15 protein-coding genes, 2 tRNA genes and 1 other RNA gene are annotated in these 14608 nt (G+C 70.6%); 12 read left to right on the top strand and 6 right to left on the bottom strand.

Features of this window, described 5'->3' with window-relative positions; all coding sequences use genetic code 11:
- Nucleotides 1-26: 26 nt before the first annotated feature.
- Nucleotides 27-123, bottom strand: an RNA gene (gene ffs / locus KIH74_RS00145) — signal recognition particle sRNA small type.
- A 120-nt stretch (nt 124-243) separates the two neighbouring features.
- On the opposite strand from ffs, the gene KIH74_RS00140 reads away from it, so the two are divergent.
- The 4 genes from KIH74_RS00140 to KIH74_RS00125 all read left to right on the top strand — a co-directional run bounded on the left by KIH74_RS00140 (nt 244) and on the right by KIH74_RS00125 (nt 2016).
- Nucleotides 244-331, top strand: a tRNA-Ser gene (locus KIH74_RS00140).
- Nucleotides 332-483: 152 nt separating this feature from the next.
- The gene (locus KIH74_RS00135) at nt 484-816 is read left to right on the top strand and encodes a type II toxin-antitoxin system VapB family antitoxin (RefSeq protein ID WP_214153183.1); all 333 of its coding nucleotides are present in this window, start codon (nt 484-486) and stop codon (nt 814-816) included.
- Nucleotides 817-1023: 207 nt separating this feature from the next.
- Nucleotides 1024-1428 carry a LytR C-terminal domain-containing protein gene (locus KIH74_RS00130; RefSeq protein WP_214153182.1) on the top strand — a complete coding sequence of 135 codons (405 nt, stop codon included), beginning with the start codon at nt 1024-1026 and terminating at the stop codon, nt 1426-1428.
- A 114-nt stretch (nt 1429-1542) separates the two neighbouring features.
- On the top strand, nt 1543-2016 hold the full coding sequence (locus KIH74_RS00125) for a DUF4262 domain-containing protein (protein WP_214153181.1): 474 nt from the start codon (nt 1543-1545) through the stop codon (nt 2014-2016).
- 30 nt (nt 2017-2046) lie between these two features.
- On the opposite strand, the gene KIH74_RS00120 is transcribed toward KIH74_RS00125, so the two are convergent.
- The gene (locus KIH74_RS00120; protein ID WP_214153180.1) at nt 2047-3042 is read right to left on the bottom strand and encodes a hypothetical protein; all 996 of its coding nucleotides are present in this window, start codon (nt 3040-3042) and stop codon (nt 2047-2049) included.
- A complete protein-coding gene (locus KIH74_RS00115; protein ID WP_214153179.1) occupies nt 3032-3523 on the bottom strand; it encodes a hypothetical protein in 492 nt (163 codons plus the stop codon). Before KIH74_RS00115 ends, KIH74_RS00120 begins: the two co-directional genes overlap by 11 nt.
- 299 nt (nt 3524-3822) lie before the next feature.
- Between KIH74_RS00115 and KIH74_RS00110 the strand changes: the two genes are divergently transcribed.
- Nucleotides 3823-4191, top strand: coding sequence for a hypothetical protein (locus KIH74_RS00110; RefSeq protein ID WP_308113467.1), 369 nt, complete (start codon nt 3823-3825; stop codon nt 4189-4191).
- Nucleotides 4192-4282: 91 nt separating this feature from the next.
- The gene (locus tag KIH74_RS00105) at nt 4283-5239 is read left to right on the top strand and encodes a hypothetical protein (protein WP_214153178.1); all 957 of its coding nucleotides are present in this window, start codon (nt 4283-4285) and stop codon (nt 5237-5239) included.
- Nucleotides 5240-5552: 313 nt separating this feature from the next.
- Here the strand turns inward: KIH74_RS00105 and KIH74_RS00100 are convergent.
- Nucleotides 5553-5639 (bottom strand) — tRNA-Ser (locus KIH74_RS00100).
- A 96-nt stretch (nt 5640-5735) separates the two neighbouring features.
- Nucleotides 5736-6197, bottom strand: coding sequence for a nucleoside deaminase (locus tag KIH74_RS00095; protein ID WP_246570844.1), 462 nt, complete (start codon nt 6195-6197; stop codon nt 5736-5738).
- Between the two features lie 84 nt (nt 6198-6281).
- On the opposite strand from KIH74_RS00095, the gene upp reads away from it, so the two are divergent.
- Both upp and KIH74_RS00085 read left to right on the top strand, forming a co-directional pair.
- The gene (gene upp, locus KIH74_RS00090; RefSeq protein ID WP_214153177.1) at nt 6282-6917 is read left to right on the top strand and encodes a uracil phosphoribosyltransferase; all 636 of its coding nucleotides are present in this window, start codon (nt 6282-6284) and stop codon (nt 6915-6917) included.
- A gap of 157 nt (nt 6918-7074) precedes the next feature.
- Complete coding sequence (locus tag KIH74_RS00085; protein WP_214153176.1) at nt 7075-7218, top strand: hypothetical protein; 144 nt, start codon at nt 7075-7077, stop codon at nt 7216-7218.
- Between the two features lie 55 nt (nt 7219-7273).
- Here the strand turns inward: KIH74_RS00085 and KIH74_RS00080 are convergent, their stop codons facing one another.
- Nucleotides 7274-8041, bottom strand: coding sequence for a lysophospholipid acyltransferase family protein (locus KIH74_RS00080; RefSeq protein ID WP_214153175.1), 768 nt, complete (start codon nt 8039-8041; stop codon nt 7274-7276).
- Nucleotides 8042-8640: 599 nt separating this feature from the next.
- On the opposite strand from KIH74_RS00080, the gene KIH74_RS00075 reads away from it, so the two are divergent.
- Genes KIH74_RS00075 through KIH74_RS00060 form a run of 4 tightly spaced genes read left to right on the top strand, consistent with a single transcriptional unit; the run spans nt 8641 to nt 14568 of the window.
- Nucleotides 8641-8919: a hypothetical protein gene (locus KIH74_RS00075; RefSeq protein ID WP_214153174.1), complete on the top strand. Its 279-nt coding sequence runs from the start codon at nt 8641-8643 to the stop codon at nt 8917-8919.
- A gap of 3 nt (nt 8920-8922) precedes the next feature.
- Complete coding sequence (locus KIH74_RS00070) at nt 8923-9303, top strand: hypothetical protein (RefSeq protein ID WP_214153173.1); 381 nt, start codon at nt 8923-8925, stop codon at nt 9301-9303.
- Between the two features lie 19 nt (nt 9304-9322).
- Complete coding sequence (locus tag KIH74_RS00065; RefSeq protein WP_214153172.1) at nt 9323-12259, top strand: ATP-binding protein; 2937 nt, start codon at nt 9323-9325, stop codon at nt 12257-12259.
- Entirely contained in the window at nt 12256-14568 is a 2313-nt protein-coding gene (locus KIH74_RS00060; RefSeq protein WP_214153171.1) for a hypothetical protein, read from the top strand. Before KIH74_RS00065 ends, KIH74_RS00060 begins: the two co-directional genes overlap by 4 nt.
- Nucleotides 14569-14608 lie beyond the last annotated feature (40 nt).

The raw sequence follows: 14608 nt of genomic DNA, 5'->3' as shown, positions 1-14608 counted from the left end.
GATTGCCGCGATCCGGGCCCGGGACATGAAAGGACCCCTCGCACACCCGCCAGAGCCCGCCTACCCTTGCTGCCTTCCGGCCCTGGGGGGGTTCAACAGGATGACGCCGCACGAGGGGTCTGCCGACCACTGTACCGAATACTCCGGGCCCGGCGGACCAACCCTGGCCGTCCGGGCCGCCGGGCACCACGCCGGGGACCCCATGTGCACGAGCACCCCCCGGAGGTGGCTAGACTCTCCCACGGAGGATTCGCCTAGTGGCCTATGGCGCTCGCTTGGAAAGCGGGTTGGGTTAACGCCCTCAGGGGTTCAAATCCCCTATCCTCCGCCAGCTGCGGCGGTTCGTCCTGACTCCTCGTGAGCCAGGACGAACCGCATCGCACGCCCTCCCTCTCACCGTGCATCTGCACGGATGGTCCCGATCCGACTGCGCAGTGCTGTGAAACTGGCGCGGATGACGACGGAGACGACAGAATCCCGAGGGTGATTTTCAAGGCAGTCGGCGAGGGCCGTCCGTATCCCGAGCACGGGTACAGCACGTCCAAGCAGTGGTCCGACCTGCCGCCCAGTCAGGTACGCCTGGACGACCTGGTCACCACCAAGCGCACACTGGACCTGAACTCCCTGCTGTCCGAGGACTCCACCTTTTTCGGCGACCTGTTCGCCCATGTCGTGCAGTACCAGGGCACGCTTTACCTGGAAGATGGCCTGCACCGGGCGGTTCGCGCCGCACTGCACCAACGGCCGGTGCTGCACGCCCGGGTACTGGTGATCGATGCTCAGGACGGCGACGTGGGGGCTGCGCCCAGGAGCTGACCCGTCCGTGCCCGAGGGGGGCGTGGCCGATGGGTTCCAGCACAGGTGTCCGATCCCACCAGGAGCGCCTGCGCCGCAGACGCCGACGGCAGGGCCTGACCTTCGCCACGCTCTTCCTGCTCGTGCCCCTGGTCGCCCTGGGGGCGCTCGGGTACGGGCTGGAGTGGTGGAGCGTGGGCGCGCGGCCGGTCCGCCCCCCCCTGCCCGGTGCAGACCGTCAGCGCCGCCGGCCGGACCGTGGTGAACGTGTACAACGGCTCCGACCGGCGCGGTCTGGCCGGCGCCGTGGCCCGCGAGCTCCAGCGCCGCGAGTTCCGGGTGCTCAGCATCGGGAACGACGCCTCCGACCGGCACAGCACCGCGGTGTCGATCAGGTACGGCGCCGGCGACGAGATCCCGGCCCGGACCGTGGCCCTCCAGTTTCCCGGCCGGGTGAAGCTGGTCCCGGATCCGCGCGCCCGGGACGACCACGCCGTGGACGTGGTGATCGGCAGCCGCTACAAGGCGATGACGGGTCGTACCGCGGCTGCCGCCGCGATCGCCCCGGCGCCGACGCCCCGGGGATGCCTGCGGGCCACCACGGCACCGTCCCTCACGCCGGGCGAGGGCTGAGCCGGGCGGCGGGAGGGCAAGACTGTCGGTGGTGGCGCCTATCGTCGTCAAACGTCATCAGGTGGTGCGGAAACGACACCGCCGAACGGGCTGACGAGCAGGCGGGGGGTCGCCATGTGTCTGAAGTGCGAAGGCTGGAGCGATGAGGAGATCCTGGAGAGCAGCAGGCGGGCGATCGAGCTGCACGGTTGGGGGTACGTGCATGTCGAGGGTGGCGGTCCCTGCTTCACCTACACGGTGGGCCTGACCCGGTTCCACGGTCATGCAGAGCTCCTGGTCACCGGGCTGGACGTGGGGCAGGCCACCACCCTGCTCGACGATCTGGCCGACCAGGTCCGGCACGGGTTCCGGCTGGTGGCGGGCGACCTGCTGGTCGAGGGGTGCTGCGACGTGCACCGGCTCCAGCTGGTCCAGGTGAGCGAGCCGGGCCGACTGGCCCAGGCGCAGGAGATCTACGCCAGTTCCGCCGGGATGGTACCGGGCCTCCAGGTGGTCTACACCGAGGCCTGCGGCCACTGGCCCTGGGAGCACGACGGTCCCGAGAGCCAGTGGCGCCAGCCGCTGTTCGGCCGGCCGCGGCACCGCTGACCAGACGCCGTCACGGTGCGGGCGGGCCCGTCAGACCTGGGCCCGCCCTCGCTCGGAAGACTGTGCCTCCACCTCGTCGAGGTCGATCCGGAGCGGACGCGAGGGCAGGAACGACGGCACGTGCCGGGCGGGGCGAGGCGCACCGAGGCCGGTCCGGATCCCGTTCGGCGAGGTCACCGGAGCCGCTCCGGGCACCGGGATCGAGGTCGGCGGCACCGCGCTGGGGGGCACGGTGACCGTGGACGTGGGAGCCGGGCCGGCCTTGATCACACCGAGTCTGGCCAGCTGGTGGATCGCGACCGTGGTGGCGAACACGCCGTGCCCGAGCATCCAGGCGATGTCGAGCGGCGTGGTGGTGCCGTTGGCCAGCGCCGCGATGTTCCACTGGGTCGCCGTCAGCCGGATCCGCTCCATCGGCAGCTGCGGCGCGCGCTGGATCGGGGCGTCCATGCGCACCCCACGGGTCATCCTGGCCAGCACGGCTTTTCGGCGCTCCACCTCGGTGAGCACCTCGGCCACGCTGAACGTGCGCACCGGCTCGCACCAGTGCCAGGCCCCGGGCCGGAACCGGGCCACCGCACCGGTGGTGTCGGGTACCACCGCCCCCAGTGTCACCAGGGCCGCGTCGGCCAGCGCGGTGCGGCGCAGCACCTCGGCGTCGAAGGCCGAGGTGGTCTCGCCGCCGAGCAACTGCGACGCGGCGGAGACCGCGGCGTCGATCCGCCCCCGGCGCAACGACGACACCAGCCGGGCCCAGCTGCGCTCGTCCATGTAGGTCGGCCGCAGCAACAACGCCTCGATGCCCGGGGTGAGCACCGACTCCACGTAGCCGATCCGGCCGCTCACCAGATACACCGTGCCACCCCACCGGCCGTTCAGGTACAGCGCGCCCGTCGCCTGGTCCTCGGCCAGGTCGAAAAGCCGGTCGTAGGCGGTCTCTTCCGGCTCGGGCGGCGGCAGCGTGGGCTGGGTGCTCTCACTGGAACGGCCGCGCCCGGTCCAGCGCCCCCAGACGCTAGGAGGCATGACCTGGCTCGATCGCCGGTGGCTGGATGGCGTGCCTGAGCAGCGGGCCGAGGGCCCGCAGTTGCTGGCGGGCCAGCGCCAGGTTGGTACGGGCCCGGTCAAGTGTCACGACCACGAGCAAACCGTCCACGCCCGCCTCCGGCAAGGGGGTGATCAGATGGTGCCTCCGGCCGAAGGTGACCGTCACGTCCTCCAGTTCGTCCGGATCACCCAGGCTCGACGTCATCAGGCCGATCACCTGCACCACGTCGCTGGCCGCTGCGGAGATGGTCGCGGCGACCGTGCCGTCGTCGCTCACATCGACCCCGGCCTCGGCGTCGGTCGCCTGCTTGCCCACCACGGTGTCGAGTACGAAGGCCGAATCCGGTTCGACCAGGCAGGCCGTGACGAGCCCGTCGAGCCCCTGCAACCGGGCCAGCACGGCATGGACCGCGTCGGACCCACCGGAAGGGACCCCGGAGGAGGCGGGTGGTGCATTCACCGGCATCAAACCCTGCTCAGCGGCCGCTGGGACAACCGGCAAATCACTATCACATCGCTATCACGAGGCACAGATATCGAACTCGATTCTCTTTCGTCTTCAACCCGACTTCTTGACGATGCCCCCGCCTGAGTGCAGTATTCTGCCGCTCACGAATTGTTACAAGCGCCCCGTTACATCAGGTTCGAACCACGGCCCGACAAACGCCTCTGGTGAAACTGCGAGAAGGCCGAAAGGGCACTCTGACCTTACCCGACACATGCTTGTGTCAACGTCGAAATGAGACTGGAGTTCTTCCTGTGGACATCGACACCGCACTGAAAGAAGCGATGGAGATCGACGGCGCGCTGGGCGTGAGTCTGGTCGACTACGGCAGCGGAATGTCGCTCGGGAGCCTGGGCGGCGGCAAGTACCTCGACCTGGAGATCGCGTCGGCGGGCAACACCGAGGTCGTCCGCGCCAAGATGCGCACCCTGGAGTCCCTCGGGATGCAGGAGACGATCGACGACATCCTGATCACGCTGGGCCGTCAGTACCACCTGATCCGGCTGGTCCGCGGCCAGGCGGCGAGCGGGCTGTTCATCTACCTCGCCCTGGACAAGACCAAGGCCAACCTGGCCCTGGCACGTCACCACCTCAAGCGCATCGAGGGCGAGCTCACGATTTGAGCCGCGCCCGGCCCGGTTCGCGTCGGCCCGGCCAGGTCGCCGCGAACCGGTCGCCCCGCCCGTCCGCCTCTACGAAAGCCGGCTGCCAGCGATGACGGTTCAGGAAACCGAGCATCCGGCCATCGACGTCCTGCGGGTGCTCGCCATCAGCCGCAGTTCGGGTGCGCTCGAGGTGCGGGGTGTCCCCGGGGGTGCCTTCTTCCTGCACGAGGGCGAGGTGACCTACGCCGAGACCATCGGTGTGCCGCCGGTGCCGGAGACGTCCGAGCCCGATCCGGAACTGCCCTCGATGATCCGCTCGACGATCCTGGAGGCCGGGGTCGAGATGCTCACGGCGCCGCGCGTCGAGGGTGACCGGCCGTTGTTCCGGCCCGGCCGGCGGCACTGGACCGGCCTGCGCTGCCGGGTCGCCGTCGAGCACCTGATCGCCGAGATCACCGACCTGGTCACGAACTTCCGCCGGCTCGGCGTCGGACCCGACGACGAGGTCCGGCTGGCCTGGCTGCCACGTGGGCGCACCGTGGTGATCGATGCCCAGGAGTGGGCACTCACCGGGCGCCTGACCGGCGCGCAGAGCCCGCGTTCGCTGGCCCGGCGCTCCGGCATCCCCCTGACCGCGGCGCTCGGCAGCATCGCCTCGCTGATCGCCTCCGGCGTGGCGAAACTCGTCCACTCCGAGACGGGCGACGTGGTCACGGTTCCCCCGGCCCCGGCGGACCTGCCGCGGCCCCAGGCGCCCGAGACCGGTCCGCTGGAGACCGACCGCGCGGTCTCCGCCTCCTCGATCCTCACCGCGTCCAAGCCGATCACCACCCCGCCGGCACCCGATCGTCTCCCCCGGCGCCGCCCCCGCACCGCGGAGACGGATCCGGACGTCCCGCGGCCGGACGAGGCCACCGAACCGCCCCCGGAGCCGCCGTCCCGTCCAGCCCCCGGTCTCTCCCGGCCGGATGCCCCGCCCCGTCCCGCGTCTCTTCCCGAGGGCCTGGACCCGGACAGCCGGGTGGCGATCGCCATGCGGGTTCTGGAAGGCCTGAAGCGCCTCTGAACTGCACCGGATTCCTGGCCGAATTTGATTCGGCCAGGAAATCCCGCGGTGATCCGGAGCCCGCGGAGAGGATTCACCGGTAACGGCCGCACGACGTCTTTCCGGGATATCCGGTTGACGGACGGGGACGGAGCGCCGGGCTTTCGTCGTCCACCATTGAGGAGCCGCACACCGGGATAGACCTGGATGTGCACGCGTACTGCATTCTTCGAGGCCCATGCTTGACGACTCGGAATCGGTTTAATAACTAGACCAGCGACAAAACCAGAAGGGTGCGGCGCCCCAATGACTGGGGCACCGCACCCTTCAACGGCGGTGGCGGTGGGATTTGAACCCACGGAGGGCGTAAACCCTCACACGCTTTCGAGGCGTGCTCCTTCGGCCGCTCGGACACGCCACCGTGAAACACCTTACCGAACCAGTGCCCGCTTCACCGAATCGACCACCCGACAAGAACCGCACCGGCCACCAAAAGCGTTGCACCGCAACAGATAATTCATCGTCTCGCGACGAAGAAGTCGGTGAGCAGCCGCGCCGCCTCCGCCTCCCGTACCCCTCCGACCACCTCGACCCGGTGGTTCAGGCGGGAGTCCCGGACGATGTCCCGGCTGGAGCCGGTGGCGCCCGCCTTCGGGTCCCAGGCGCCGACCACCACCCGGCAGACCCGGGACAGGACGATCGCCCCGGCACACATCGCGCACGGCTCCAGGGTGACGACCAGCGTCGCCCCGTCCAGGCGCCAGCTGCCGGCCGCGGTGGCCGCGCGGCGCAGCGCCAGCAGCTCCGCGTGGGCCGTCGGGTCCTGGATGGCCTCCCGCTCGTTCCGGCCTCGCCCGACGACCTGCCCGGCCCGGTCCACGACCACCGCGCCGACCGGCACGTCGCCCGTCGACGGGGCCAGGGCGGCCTCCTCCAGTGCCAGCCCCATCCACCGCTCCAGCTGCGCGGAGGGGGGCATGACCGGATCCTCACCCAACGACGTCCTCCATTCGGAAACCCTGGTGATACCGACAAGGCATCCGGACACCGATAGGTTGCCCGCATGCGCCTGCACGTCGTCGACCATCCTCTCGTCGCCCACAAGCTGACCACGCTCCGCAACCGGGAGACCGACTCGCCGACGTTCCGGCGGCTCGCCGACGAACTCGTCACGTTGCTGGCCTACGAGGCCACCCGCGGGGTGCGAGTGGTGGAGCACGACATCTCCACCCCGGTCGCCTCCGCGAAGGGGGTCAAGCTGACCCAGCCGAAGCCCCTCGTGGTCCCGATCCTGCGCGCCGGGCTGGGGATGCTGGAGGGCATGACCCGGCTGATCCCGACCGCCGAGGTCGGCTTCCTCGGGATGATCCGCAACGAGGAGACCCTCGAGGCCAGCACCTACGCCAACCGCCTCCCCGACGACCTGACCGGGCGCCAGGTGTACGTCCTGGACCCGATGCTGGCGACGGGCGGCACTCTCGCCGTGGCGATCCAGTACCTGATGGAGCGCGGCGCGGACGACGTCACCGCGATCTGCCTCCTTGGTGCACCGGAAGGCGTCGAGCACGTCCGCCGAACGGTGGGGGAGGACGCCTCCGTTCAGATCGTTCTGGCCGGGATGGATCCCGGACTGAACGATCTGGGTTACATCGTCCCTGGTCTGGGAGACGCCGGGGATCGCCTGTACGGCGTAGTCTGAGCGCGCGCTGGCTACGATGAGTTCACGTCGAGGATGGCGGCAGGGCGGTTGCCATGCGTGACAAGCTCGACACGGATAGAACATACTCGTAGCGCTACATTTGTCCTGAGTACACCACTCTGGGGAGGCCGCAGTGACGAGGACCCGACGAGCGCTCGTGGTCATCCTGGTTGTCTTCTTGATCTACGCCGTCGTCAACGACCCGCGCCAGTCCGGGAACTTCGTGGGTGACATCTGGGACTGGGTGACCAGCGCCGCAGACTCGATCGGCACGTTCTTCGACACGATGCTGTCGAGCTGACAGCACTGAGCGCGCCGGCTGACAGCCTGTCAGCCGGCGCTTTTCTTTGCCCGGCTCAGCCCCTCTTCTTCTGCTTCCGGGCCCGGCGGGCGGCCGCGTCGGCGATGTCCAGCTCGCGGGCCCGCTCCGGGGTCGGCGCGGAGCCGCCCCGCTCGGCCGGCAGCCACCAGCCGTCGGCCTCGTCCGAGGGGTGCTGCGGATAGCGGTCCTGAAGGTCTTTCAGCAGGGCGCCGACACGCCGGTGCAGCTCGGCCGTGATCTCCGCCACGCCGGCGTCGGGCGCGGGCAGAAACGCCTCCCCCGCCTTCAGCATGACCGCCTTGCCCCGGCCTGCATCGATCTTGTGGGCCTTCGTGTAGATCCGCTGCCCGCCCCAGATGGCCATCGGGACGATCGGCACGCCGGCCTCCTGGGCCATCCGCGCCGCGCCGCTCTTGAACTCCTTGAGCATGAACGAGCGGCTGATCGTGGCCTCCGGGAAGACCCCGACGATCTCACCGGCCCCCAGCGCCCGCACGGCGTGCCCGAAGGCCGCCGCACCGGCGGCGCGGTCGACCGGGATGTGATGCATGCCTCGCATGAGGGGGCCGGCCACCGGATTGCGGAAGACCGACTCCTTGCACATGAACCGGACCAGGCGGCCCCGGTCCAGAGCCAGACGGCCGGCGAAGGCGAAGTCGAGATAGCTGATGTGGTTGCTCGCCAGCACCGCCCCGCCCTCGGCGGGCAGGTGCTCCGCGCCCTCCATCGTGAACCGGATGCCCAGGCCACGGAAGACGCCGCGGAACAGGGTGAGGACGGGGGGATAGACCAGCTCTGCCACGGACCGAACTGTAGGCGCTCGCGCCCCCGGGCACCTAGGCCGTGTCCTGGGGTCCGCCGCCGTGGCGAGGAGGTGGCCGGAACGGGGGGCCGCTCGTAGTGGCGTGTTCCTCCGTGGGGCCACGTCACAGGGGACCGGACGGCATCCGCGCGCGCTCCGCAGGCACGGGATCCCGCTGCACGACCTGCGGAGCGCCAGGCGGGGCCGGTCCGGGCAGTGCCGGTGCCGCGCGACGTATCGCACATCGGCCGCGACCGGCCGCTCCGGCACCGGCGATCTACCACTTCACCAGCAGAAACAGGAGTCGAACAGAACAAACCTGTGAATCAGGTGCCACATCGGTACACCATCGGTGTGGCGGTCGCCGATGACGTCTGGTTATGCGTAGCTTTAAGCTGACACGTGCGACATCAACAGGACGTGTGGTCGGGCGGCGCTACTCTGTCACATCGGATTATTCGGCAAAACGTGACAGAACCCCTACCATCAACCTGACCTGGCGTGGCAAGGTCGTGACAGAACGTACGGATCAGCGGGGCCCACAGCAGCGTGACGGCGCCGAGGTTACGGAGGGGTTCACCGGTGCCCTGGAGGTACGAATGGCCGTCATCACGTCGGTAGCCATGCTGGCTGCCACCACCAACGACGGACCCTCACTCAACTCCAACGGGGTGGTCGAGTGGGGCGTCAAGAACATTATCCCTCTGGTACTGCTGGTCATCGGTATCGGCATCATCGCCTCCGCCCGCAAGGGCAGGATCAGCGACAACGCCAACACCCTGACCAATGTGGTGCTGGGCATGGGTGTCATCGCCGGTGCTGCCGTGCTCTACGGCTTCGCCGGTCAGCTGACGGACCTGGTGTTCGGGAGCGGCTGAGATATGCGGGTAACGCCCGATGACGAGGTCTACCGGGTCAACACCGTGTGGCTCGGCCCGAGTGGGCTGACCTTTCCCTGGACGGCCAGGTACAGCGCGTACGCGGCCTGGCTGTTGGCCTTCCTACTCATCCTGCTCGTCGAGGCAGTCACGCCGCTCAAGGTGAACATCCCACCGGTCTGGGAGATCTGCCTCGCCACGCTCGGTACCTACGGCCTCATGGGCTTCATCGACCATGAGCGTCCGGCCAAGGCCGTGTGGCAGACCTTTGTCTCCGATCTCAGCGCCCCCCGGGCCGGCCGCGCCCGCAAGTACCGGTTGCAGCCGAAGGTCCGGGTCCGCGACAAACGCACCTCCGCCCGGGCACGCAGGGCCAGCAGCTAGGGAGAGACGCGGCCACCTCATGGGGATCTTCAGCAGCGGCCAGACCCGAGCCGCGAACATGGCACTGGCGTTGCGGACGATCGAGGGGAACCTGGCGTTCACCGACCAGGCTGCCTGGGCCTGGTTCGCGCTGCCCACGCAGCGCTGGGCCTTCCGGGCCGACGGCGAACGCCTGAACCTGATCATCGACACGGCGACCCGGATGGCTGCGCTGTCCGGCCGCCGGCTTCACCTCCGGGTGACGTCCCGGCCCTATCCGGCAGCCTCCTGGGCCCGGGCGCTCGACGCCCGCACCCCGGACCCACTGCCCGGCATCGACGGGAACACCTGGGCCGACCACCTGGTCAGCGCACAACAGCACGTGCGCGCGTCGACGATGGCCGAGAAAGAGGTCTATCTCGGCGTCCAGATCAGCGAGCGGTCGCAGATGGCGAACGTCACCCAGCGGGTGCTCCGGCGCCCGACGCTGGGCGAACTCCAGAAGGTGGACAAGGACGCGGCCCTGGTCGCCGAGGCGATCGCCGGACCCGGCCTGGACGGCCGCCCGGTCACGCCACGCGAGCTGGAGTGGCTGATGCGCCGGTCCCTGGGCCTCGGTCTGCCCGCTCCGGGTGCGCTCTCCCCCGTGCAGGACGGGCGCTGGGAGACCGAGGACCTGTACGAGCTCACCGAGGGAGTGGTCCACGAGGCCGAGCCGTTCGCGCCGACCGTGAAGGTCTCCCGCCGCGACCCGGGCGGAGCCGGCTCGGAACGTCACGTCAGTGTGCTCACCGTCGGCCGGGTGGACGAGATCGAGATCCCCGACCCGGCGCACGAGCCCTGGCTGGTGCACGCCGACCGGCTGCCGTTCGCGGTGGAGTGGTCGATCCGGCTCGACGTCCTGGACGGTGACCAGGCGCTCGACGCCGTGCAGCGCAAGCTCCTGGTGGTACGCGACATGCAGCGTCACTACCGCGACCACGACCTGGACGAGCCGCTGGCCCTGGAGCGCCAGGCCCGGCAGGCCCGGGCGATCGAGGACGAGATGACGACCGGCGGTGACACCACCGCCTCACGGGTGCACGGCTGGTTCCGGATCGCGGTCTCCGGGGCCACTCAGGAAGAGGCCCTGGAACGAGCTCGCCAGGTGATCGACACGTACCGCAAACGTCAGGTCACCGTCGCCCACCCGAAAGGGCAGCACGGGCTGCTGCGCGAGTTCATCCCCGGCGAGCCGCTGTCGTCCAGTGCCTACCGCCGTCGGCTGCCCACGCTGTACTTCGCGGCCGGTGTCCCGGCCGCGTCGTCCTCGCTCGGCGACCGGCGTGGGCCGTACATCGGCCACACCGCCGCCTCCAGCCGGCGCGCGGTCATGTTCGACACGCACTTCGCCACCGAGGTGCGGGAGACCTCAGGGCTGGTGCCGATCGTCGGGGCCCTGGGGTCCGGCAAGTCGGTGCTGGCCGGGCTGATCACCTACGAGGCCGTGCGCCGCGGTATCACCTCGGTGATGCTCGACCCGTCCGGCCCGCTGGCCCGGTTGTGCGAGCTGCCCGAGCTGCGGGACCGTGCCCGGCACATCGACCTGACCTCGGCGCCGTCCGGCACTCTCAACCCCTACGCCGTGGTGGTGCAGCCCCGGCCGGAGGACTACCCGACCCTGGACGCGCTCGAGGAGGCCCGGACCCTGGCCGCCCAGGACCGGAAGCTGCTGGCGCTGGACGTGGCGACGATGCTGTTGCCGGCCGGGCTCGCTTCCGCGCCGCGCACCCGGCTCCTGCTGACCGAGGCGATCCGGGCGACCAAGGGCGCACCGCAGACCAGTCTCTGGACGGTGGTGGAGCACCTGGAGTCGCGGCACGACGACCATGCCGCGGACATCGCCGCGTATCTGCGGGACATGGCCGAGATGCCGCTCGCCCGGCTGTTCTTCCCGATCGGCCCGAGCACCGAGCCGATCCACGACGACGCCGTGCTGACCGTGCTCACCATGCCTGGCCTGGTGCTGCCGCCCGGTTCGGTCCCGCGGGAACACTGGTCGACCAGCGAGCAGATGGCAGTGCCGTTGCTGCACCTGGCCTCCTGGTACGCGACCCGCACGATCTACGGGCGGCCGCGGAACGAGCGCAAGCTGGTGGCCCTGGACGAGACCCACTTCCTCGGCGAATGGGGCGCCGGGCGGGCACTTTTCACCCGCCTCGGCCGCGACAGCCGGAAGTGGAACACCTGTGTCCTGGCGGCCTCCCAGAACCCGGCGGACGTGCTGGGCATGGAGGTCTCGAACTTCATCTCGGCCGCCTTCGTCGGGCGGATCGAGGACGAGCAGGTCGCCGCCGACGCACTGCGCATGCTCCGGGTCCCACCGGGTGTCGGCTACGAGGGCGTGCTGGGCCGGCTGTCACCCCGGTCCGTCACCGGAACCCGTTCCGGGCTGCGTGAATTCGTGATGCGCGACGTCGACGGCCATGTCGACCGGATGCGCGTCGACCTGGACCACCTGCCACAGGTGCTGGCCGCGCTCGACACCACGGCGGCCCCGCTCGCCCCGCCGCGGCCGCCGGAGTCCCGGCCGCTCCGGGAACCCCGGACCGACCAGATCGACCTGACCGCGGTGGAACTCGATCCCTCCGGCGCCCCGGTGGCGTCCGGGCGGCCGATCGCCAGCGGGGTCGGCGGGTCCTGGGTCTCGCGCTCCGCGGGGGCGTTACGCAACGGCGCGGGCACCGACCCACAGACTCCACCCGGTGGTTCGTCCCGGCACGCACTGCCGGTCGGGGCTACCCGCTCCCGGCACGGGACGCGGCCACGCACCTCACCCTCCACGGGCGAGCACGCGGCGCTGGGCACAGGGTCACACCGGGTTCTGGGGAACTCCCCGGCCCCCGGCGGATCGAACGGTAACGGCTGGCCGACCGGCCCGTCGGAACGTGGCACGGACGGCACCCACCGTTCCGACGAGACCGGAGGTCAGCGATGAAGCGACGGCGTCGCGTCGTCGTCACCGCTCTGGCCGCACTCGCGCTGGTCGTGGCCGGCGCGGTCGCCGCCCCCGCCGCCCTGGCCTCGAGTGCCGCCGGGTCGGGCGGCACCGCGGCAGCCCGCAGCGGCACCGTGCAGACGGCGAGCTACGGCTCCGCCTCCTCCGGTAGCACCACGGCGGCGCCCGCGGTCCCGTTCGTCGACTGCACGGAAGCACCGGTGCCCGAGGTCCCGGGGCGTGGCGTGGTCGGCTTCTTCGAGGACCCGCCGGAGACCCTGCCCGCCGACGAGGACCCGTTCGCGGACAACGCGAAGGTCTCGATCTACGAGGTCTACGGCTACGCCGGTGTCCGCTGGAACACCTACGACCTGGGCTGCGGCTCGGACATCGTGCGTAACCCGGACGCGTCCATCGGCACCGCGATCGGCAACTGGATCCTGGAAGTGCCGACCACCATGGTCGCCGCGACCGGAGCCGTGCTGGACGCGGCGTTCTCCCCGGACTTCCTCGGCGTCTTCGACCCGCTCATCACCAACGTCGTGGACACGTTGCAGCACACCGTGTTCGAGCGCTGGGCGTTCGTCGTGGTCGCCGCGCTCGGTCTGCTGCTGATCTGGCGCTCTCGGCACGCGGCCCTGGCATCCTCGGCCGGGGCCATCGGCTGGGCGCTCCTGGTCATGGTGATGGTGACCATGGTCTTCCGGTGGCCGCTGGTGGCCGGGCACGCCGCCGACCAGACCGTCGCGACCACCCTGTCGGCGGTGTCCAGCGGGCTGAACGGCCGGGCCGAGGACGGTTCGTCCGACGCCGGCACCGAGGCCACCTCGGGCATGCACCAGGCCCTCCTCTACGAGTCGTGGCTCGGCGGCACCTTCGGCAGCACCGACTCGGACGTGGCCAAGGAGTACGGGCCGGTGATCTTCGACGCGACCGCCCTGACCTGGCGCGAGGCGGCGATCATGGAGTCCGATCCGCAGCAGGGCCAGAAGATCATCAAACAGAAGCAGGAGAAGTTCGAAGAGGCGGCCGACAAGATCAAGTCCGCCGATCCGGACGCCTACGAGTACCTCACCGGCAAGCGGTCGGACAGCCGCGTGGGCTACGCCATGCTGGCCCTGATCGCGACCCTCTGCACCGTTCCCTTCCTCTTCGTCGCGGGCCTGCTGGTGCTCGGCGCGCTGATCATCGTGCGCTTCGGCGTCATGCTCTTCCCCGCCTTCGCCACCCTCGGCATGTTCCCGACGATGCGCACCCTGGTCACCGGCATCGGCAGCACCGTCGCGGCGGCCCTCATCAACGCCATGGTCTTCGGTATCGGCGCGTCGGTCACCGTGCTCGGCATGGGGGTCCTGCTGTCCCCGACGAGCGGCACACCGGGATGGCTCAGCGTCATTCTCATGCTGCTGCTGACCATCGTGATGTGGGTGGCGCTCAGACCGTTCCGGCGTCTCACCCAGATGGTCTCCAGCCGCGAGAACCACTTCGCCACGGCCGCGGGCGGGGTCTCCACCACGGCCCGTGGGGCGGCCAGGACCAGCAGCCGCATCCTCACCGGTGCCCTCAGTACCTTCCTCGGGGTCTCCGCGGCCCAGCGGGCCAACCCGGCAGCCGCCCTGGCCCAGGCCCAGGCGGCGGAGGGCCAGGCGCCGCAGCGGATCGAGGGGATCAGCAACTACCCGGTCCCGGTCGCCGAGGGCGCTGCCCCGGCCACCGGACAGGCGGTCGTGGCGGAGGCCGGCCAGCAACCGTCGGCGCTCGCCAACGCGATCACGGTCAACGCCGGCCAGGTCACGGTGGTGCGCGGGCAGGCCGCCGGCCAGACCGCGGCCCGGGGCGAGGCGGGTGCTGCCCCGGCCCCGGCCGAGGGCGAGATCTACGCCCCGGTGGCCGGCGGCAGTCGCGTCGAGTCGGCGACGGTCAGCAACGGCAGCGGCGCCGGCCGGGCGGCCACCCGGGCTGCCGCGCGGGCCGCCCTGTCCGGCTTCGGCGGCCCGGCCGAAGGCGGATCCGCCCCGGCCGGACGCGACGAGACAGCGGGCCGTCTGGAGAGTGGGGGCTCCCCGTTCTCCGGCGGCGGACGGCCGGGGTCACGGCGCGAGTTCGCGGCCGAGCCCCCGGTCCCGGTCGGCGGCGACGGCTGGCGGCCCCAGGACGACGGCGCGCCGGTCGTCCGTCCCGGAGACCGCGGGTTCCAGCGTCTGGAGAGCGAACCGGCGGACACCTTCGACAGCGAGCTCGACGACGTGTTCCGCCCGCACCGCTCCAGTAGCGACTCGGACACGGAAGACCACGCACGGCAGCGGTAGAGAGCGACGGATGAGAACCCTCGGCACCACCCCGGCAGCA

Source organism: Kineosporia corallincola (assembly GCF_018499875.1).
Taxonomy (GTDB): Bacteria; Actinomycetota; Actinomycetes; order Actinomycetales; family Kineosporiaceae; genus Kineosporia; species Kineosporia corallincola.
The sequence above is the reverse complement of the archived record's forward strand: the minus strand, read 5'-3'. Positions and strand labels throughout refer to the sequence as shown.

Excerpts from the sequence above, each read along its gene's own strand:
- KIH74_RS00125 (WP_214153181.1), top strand. The coding sequence starts at position 1,543 with ATGTGTCTGAAGTGCGAAGGCTGGAGCGATGAGGAGATCCTGGAGAGC.
- KIH74_RS00120 (WP_214153180.1), bottom strand. The coding sequence starts at position 3,042 with ATGCCTCCTAGCGTCTGGGGGCGCTGGACCGGGCGCGGCCGTTCCAGT.
- KIH74_RS00105 (WP_214153178.1), top strand. The coding sequence starts at position 4,283 with ATGACGGTTCAGGAAACCGAGCATCCGGCCATCGACGTCCTGCGGGTG.
- KIH74_RS00095 (WP_246570844.1), bottom strand. The coding sequence starts at position 6,197 with ATGCCCCCCTCCGCGCAGCTGGAGCGGTGGATGGGGCTGGCACTGGAG.
- upp (WP_214153177.1), top strand. The coding sequence starts at position 6,282 with ATGCGCCTGCACGTCGTCGACCATCCTCTCGTCGCCCACAAGCTGACC.
- KIH74_RS00075 (WP_214153174.1), top strand. The coding sequence starts at position 8,641 with ATGGCCGTCATCACGTCGGTAGCCATGCTGGCTGCCACCACCAACGAC.
- KIH74_RS00070 (WP_214153173.1), top strand. The coding sequence starts at position 8,923 with ATGCGGGTAACGCCCGATGACGAGGTCTACCGGGTCAACACCGTGTGG.
- KIH74_RS00065 (WP_214153172.1), top strand. The coding sequence starts at position 9,323 with ATGGGGATCTTCAGCAGCGGCCAGACCCGAGCCGCGAACATGGCACTG.
- KIH74_RS00060 (WP_214153171.1), top strand. The coding sequence starts at position 12,256 with ATGAAGCGACGGCGTCGCGTCGTCGTCACCGCTCTGGCCGCACTCGCG.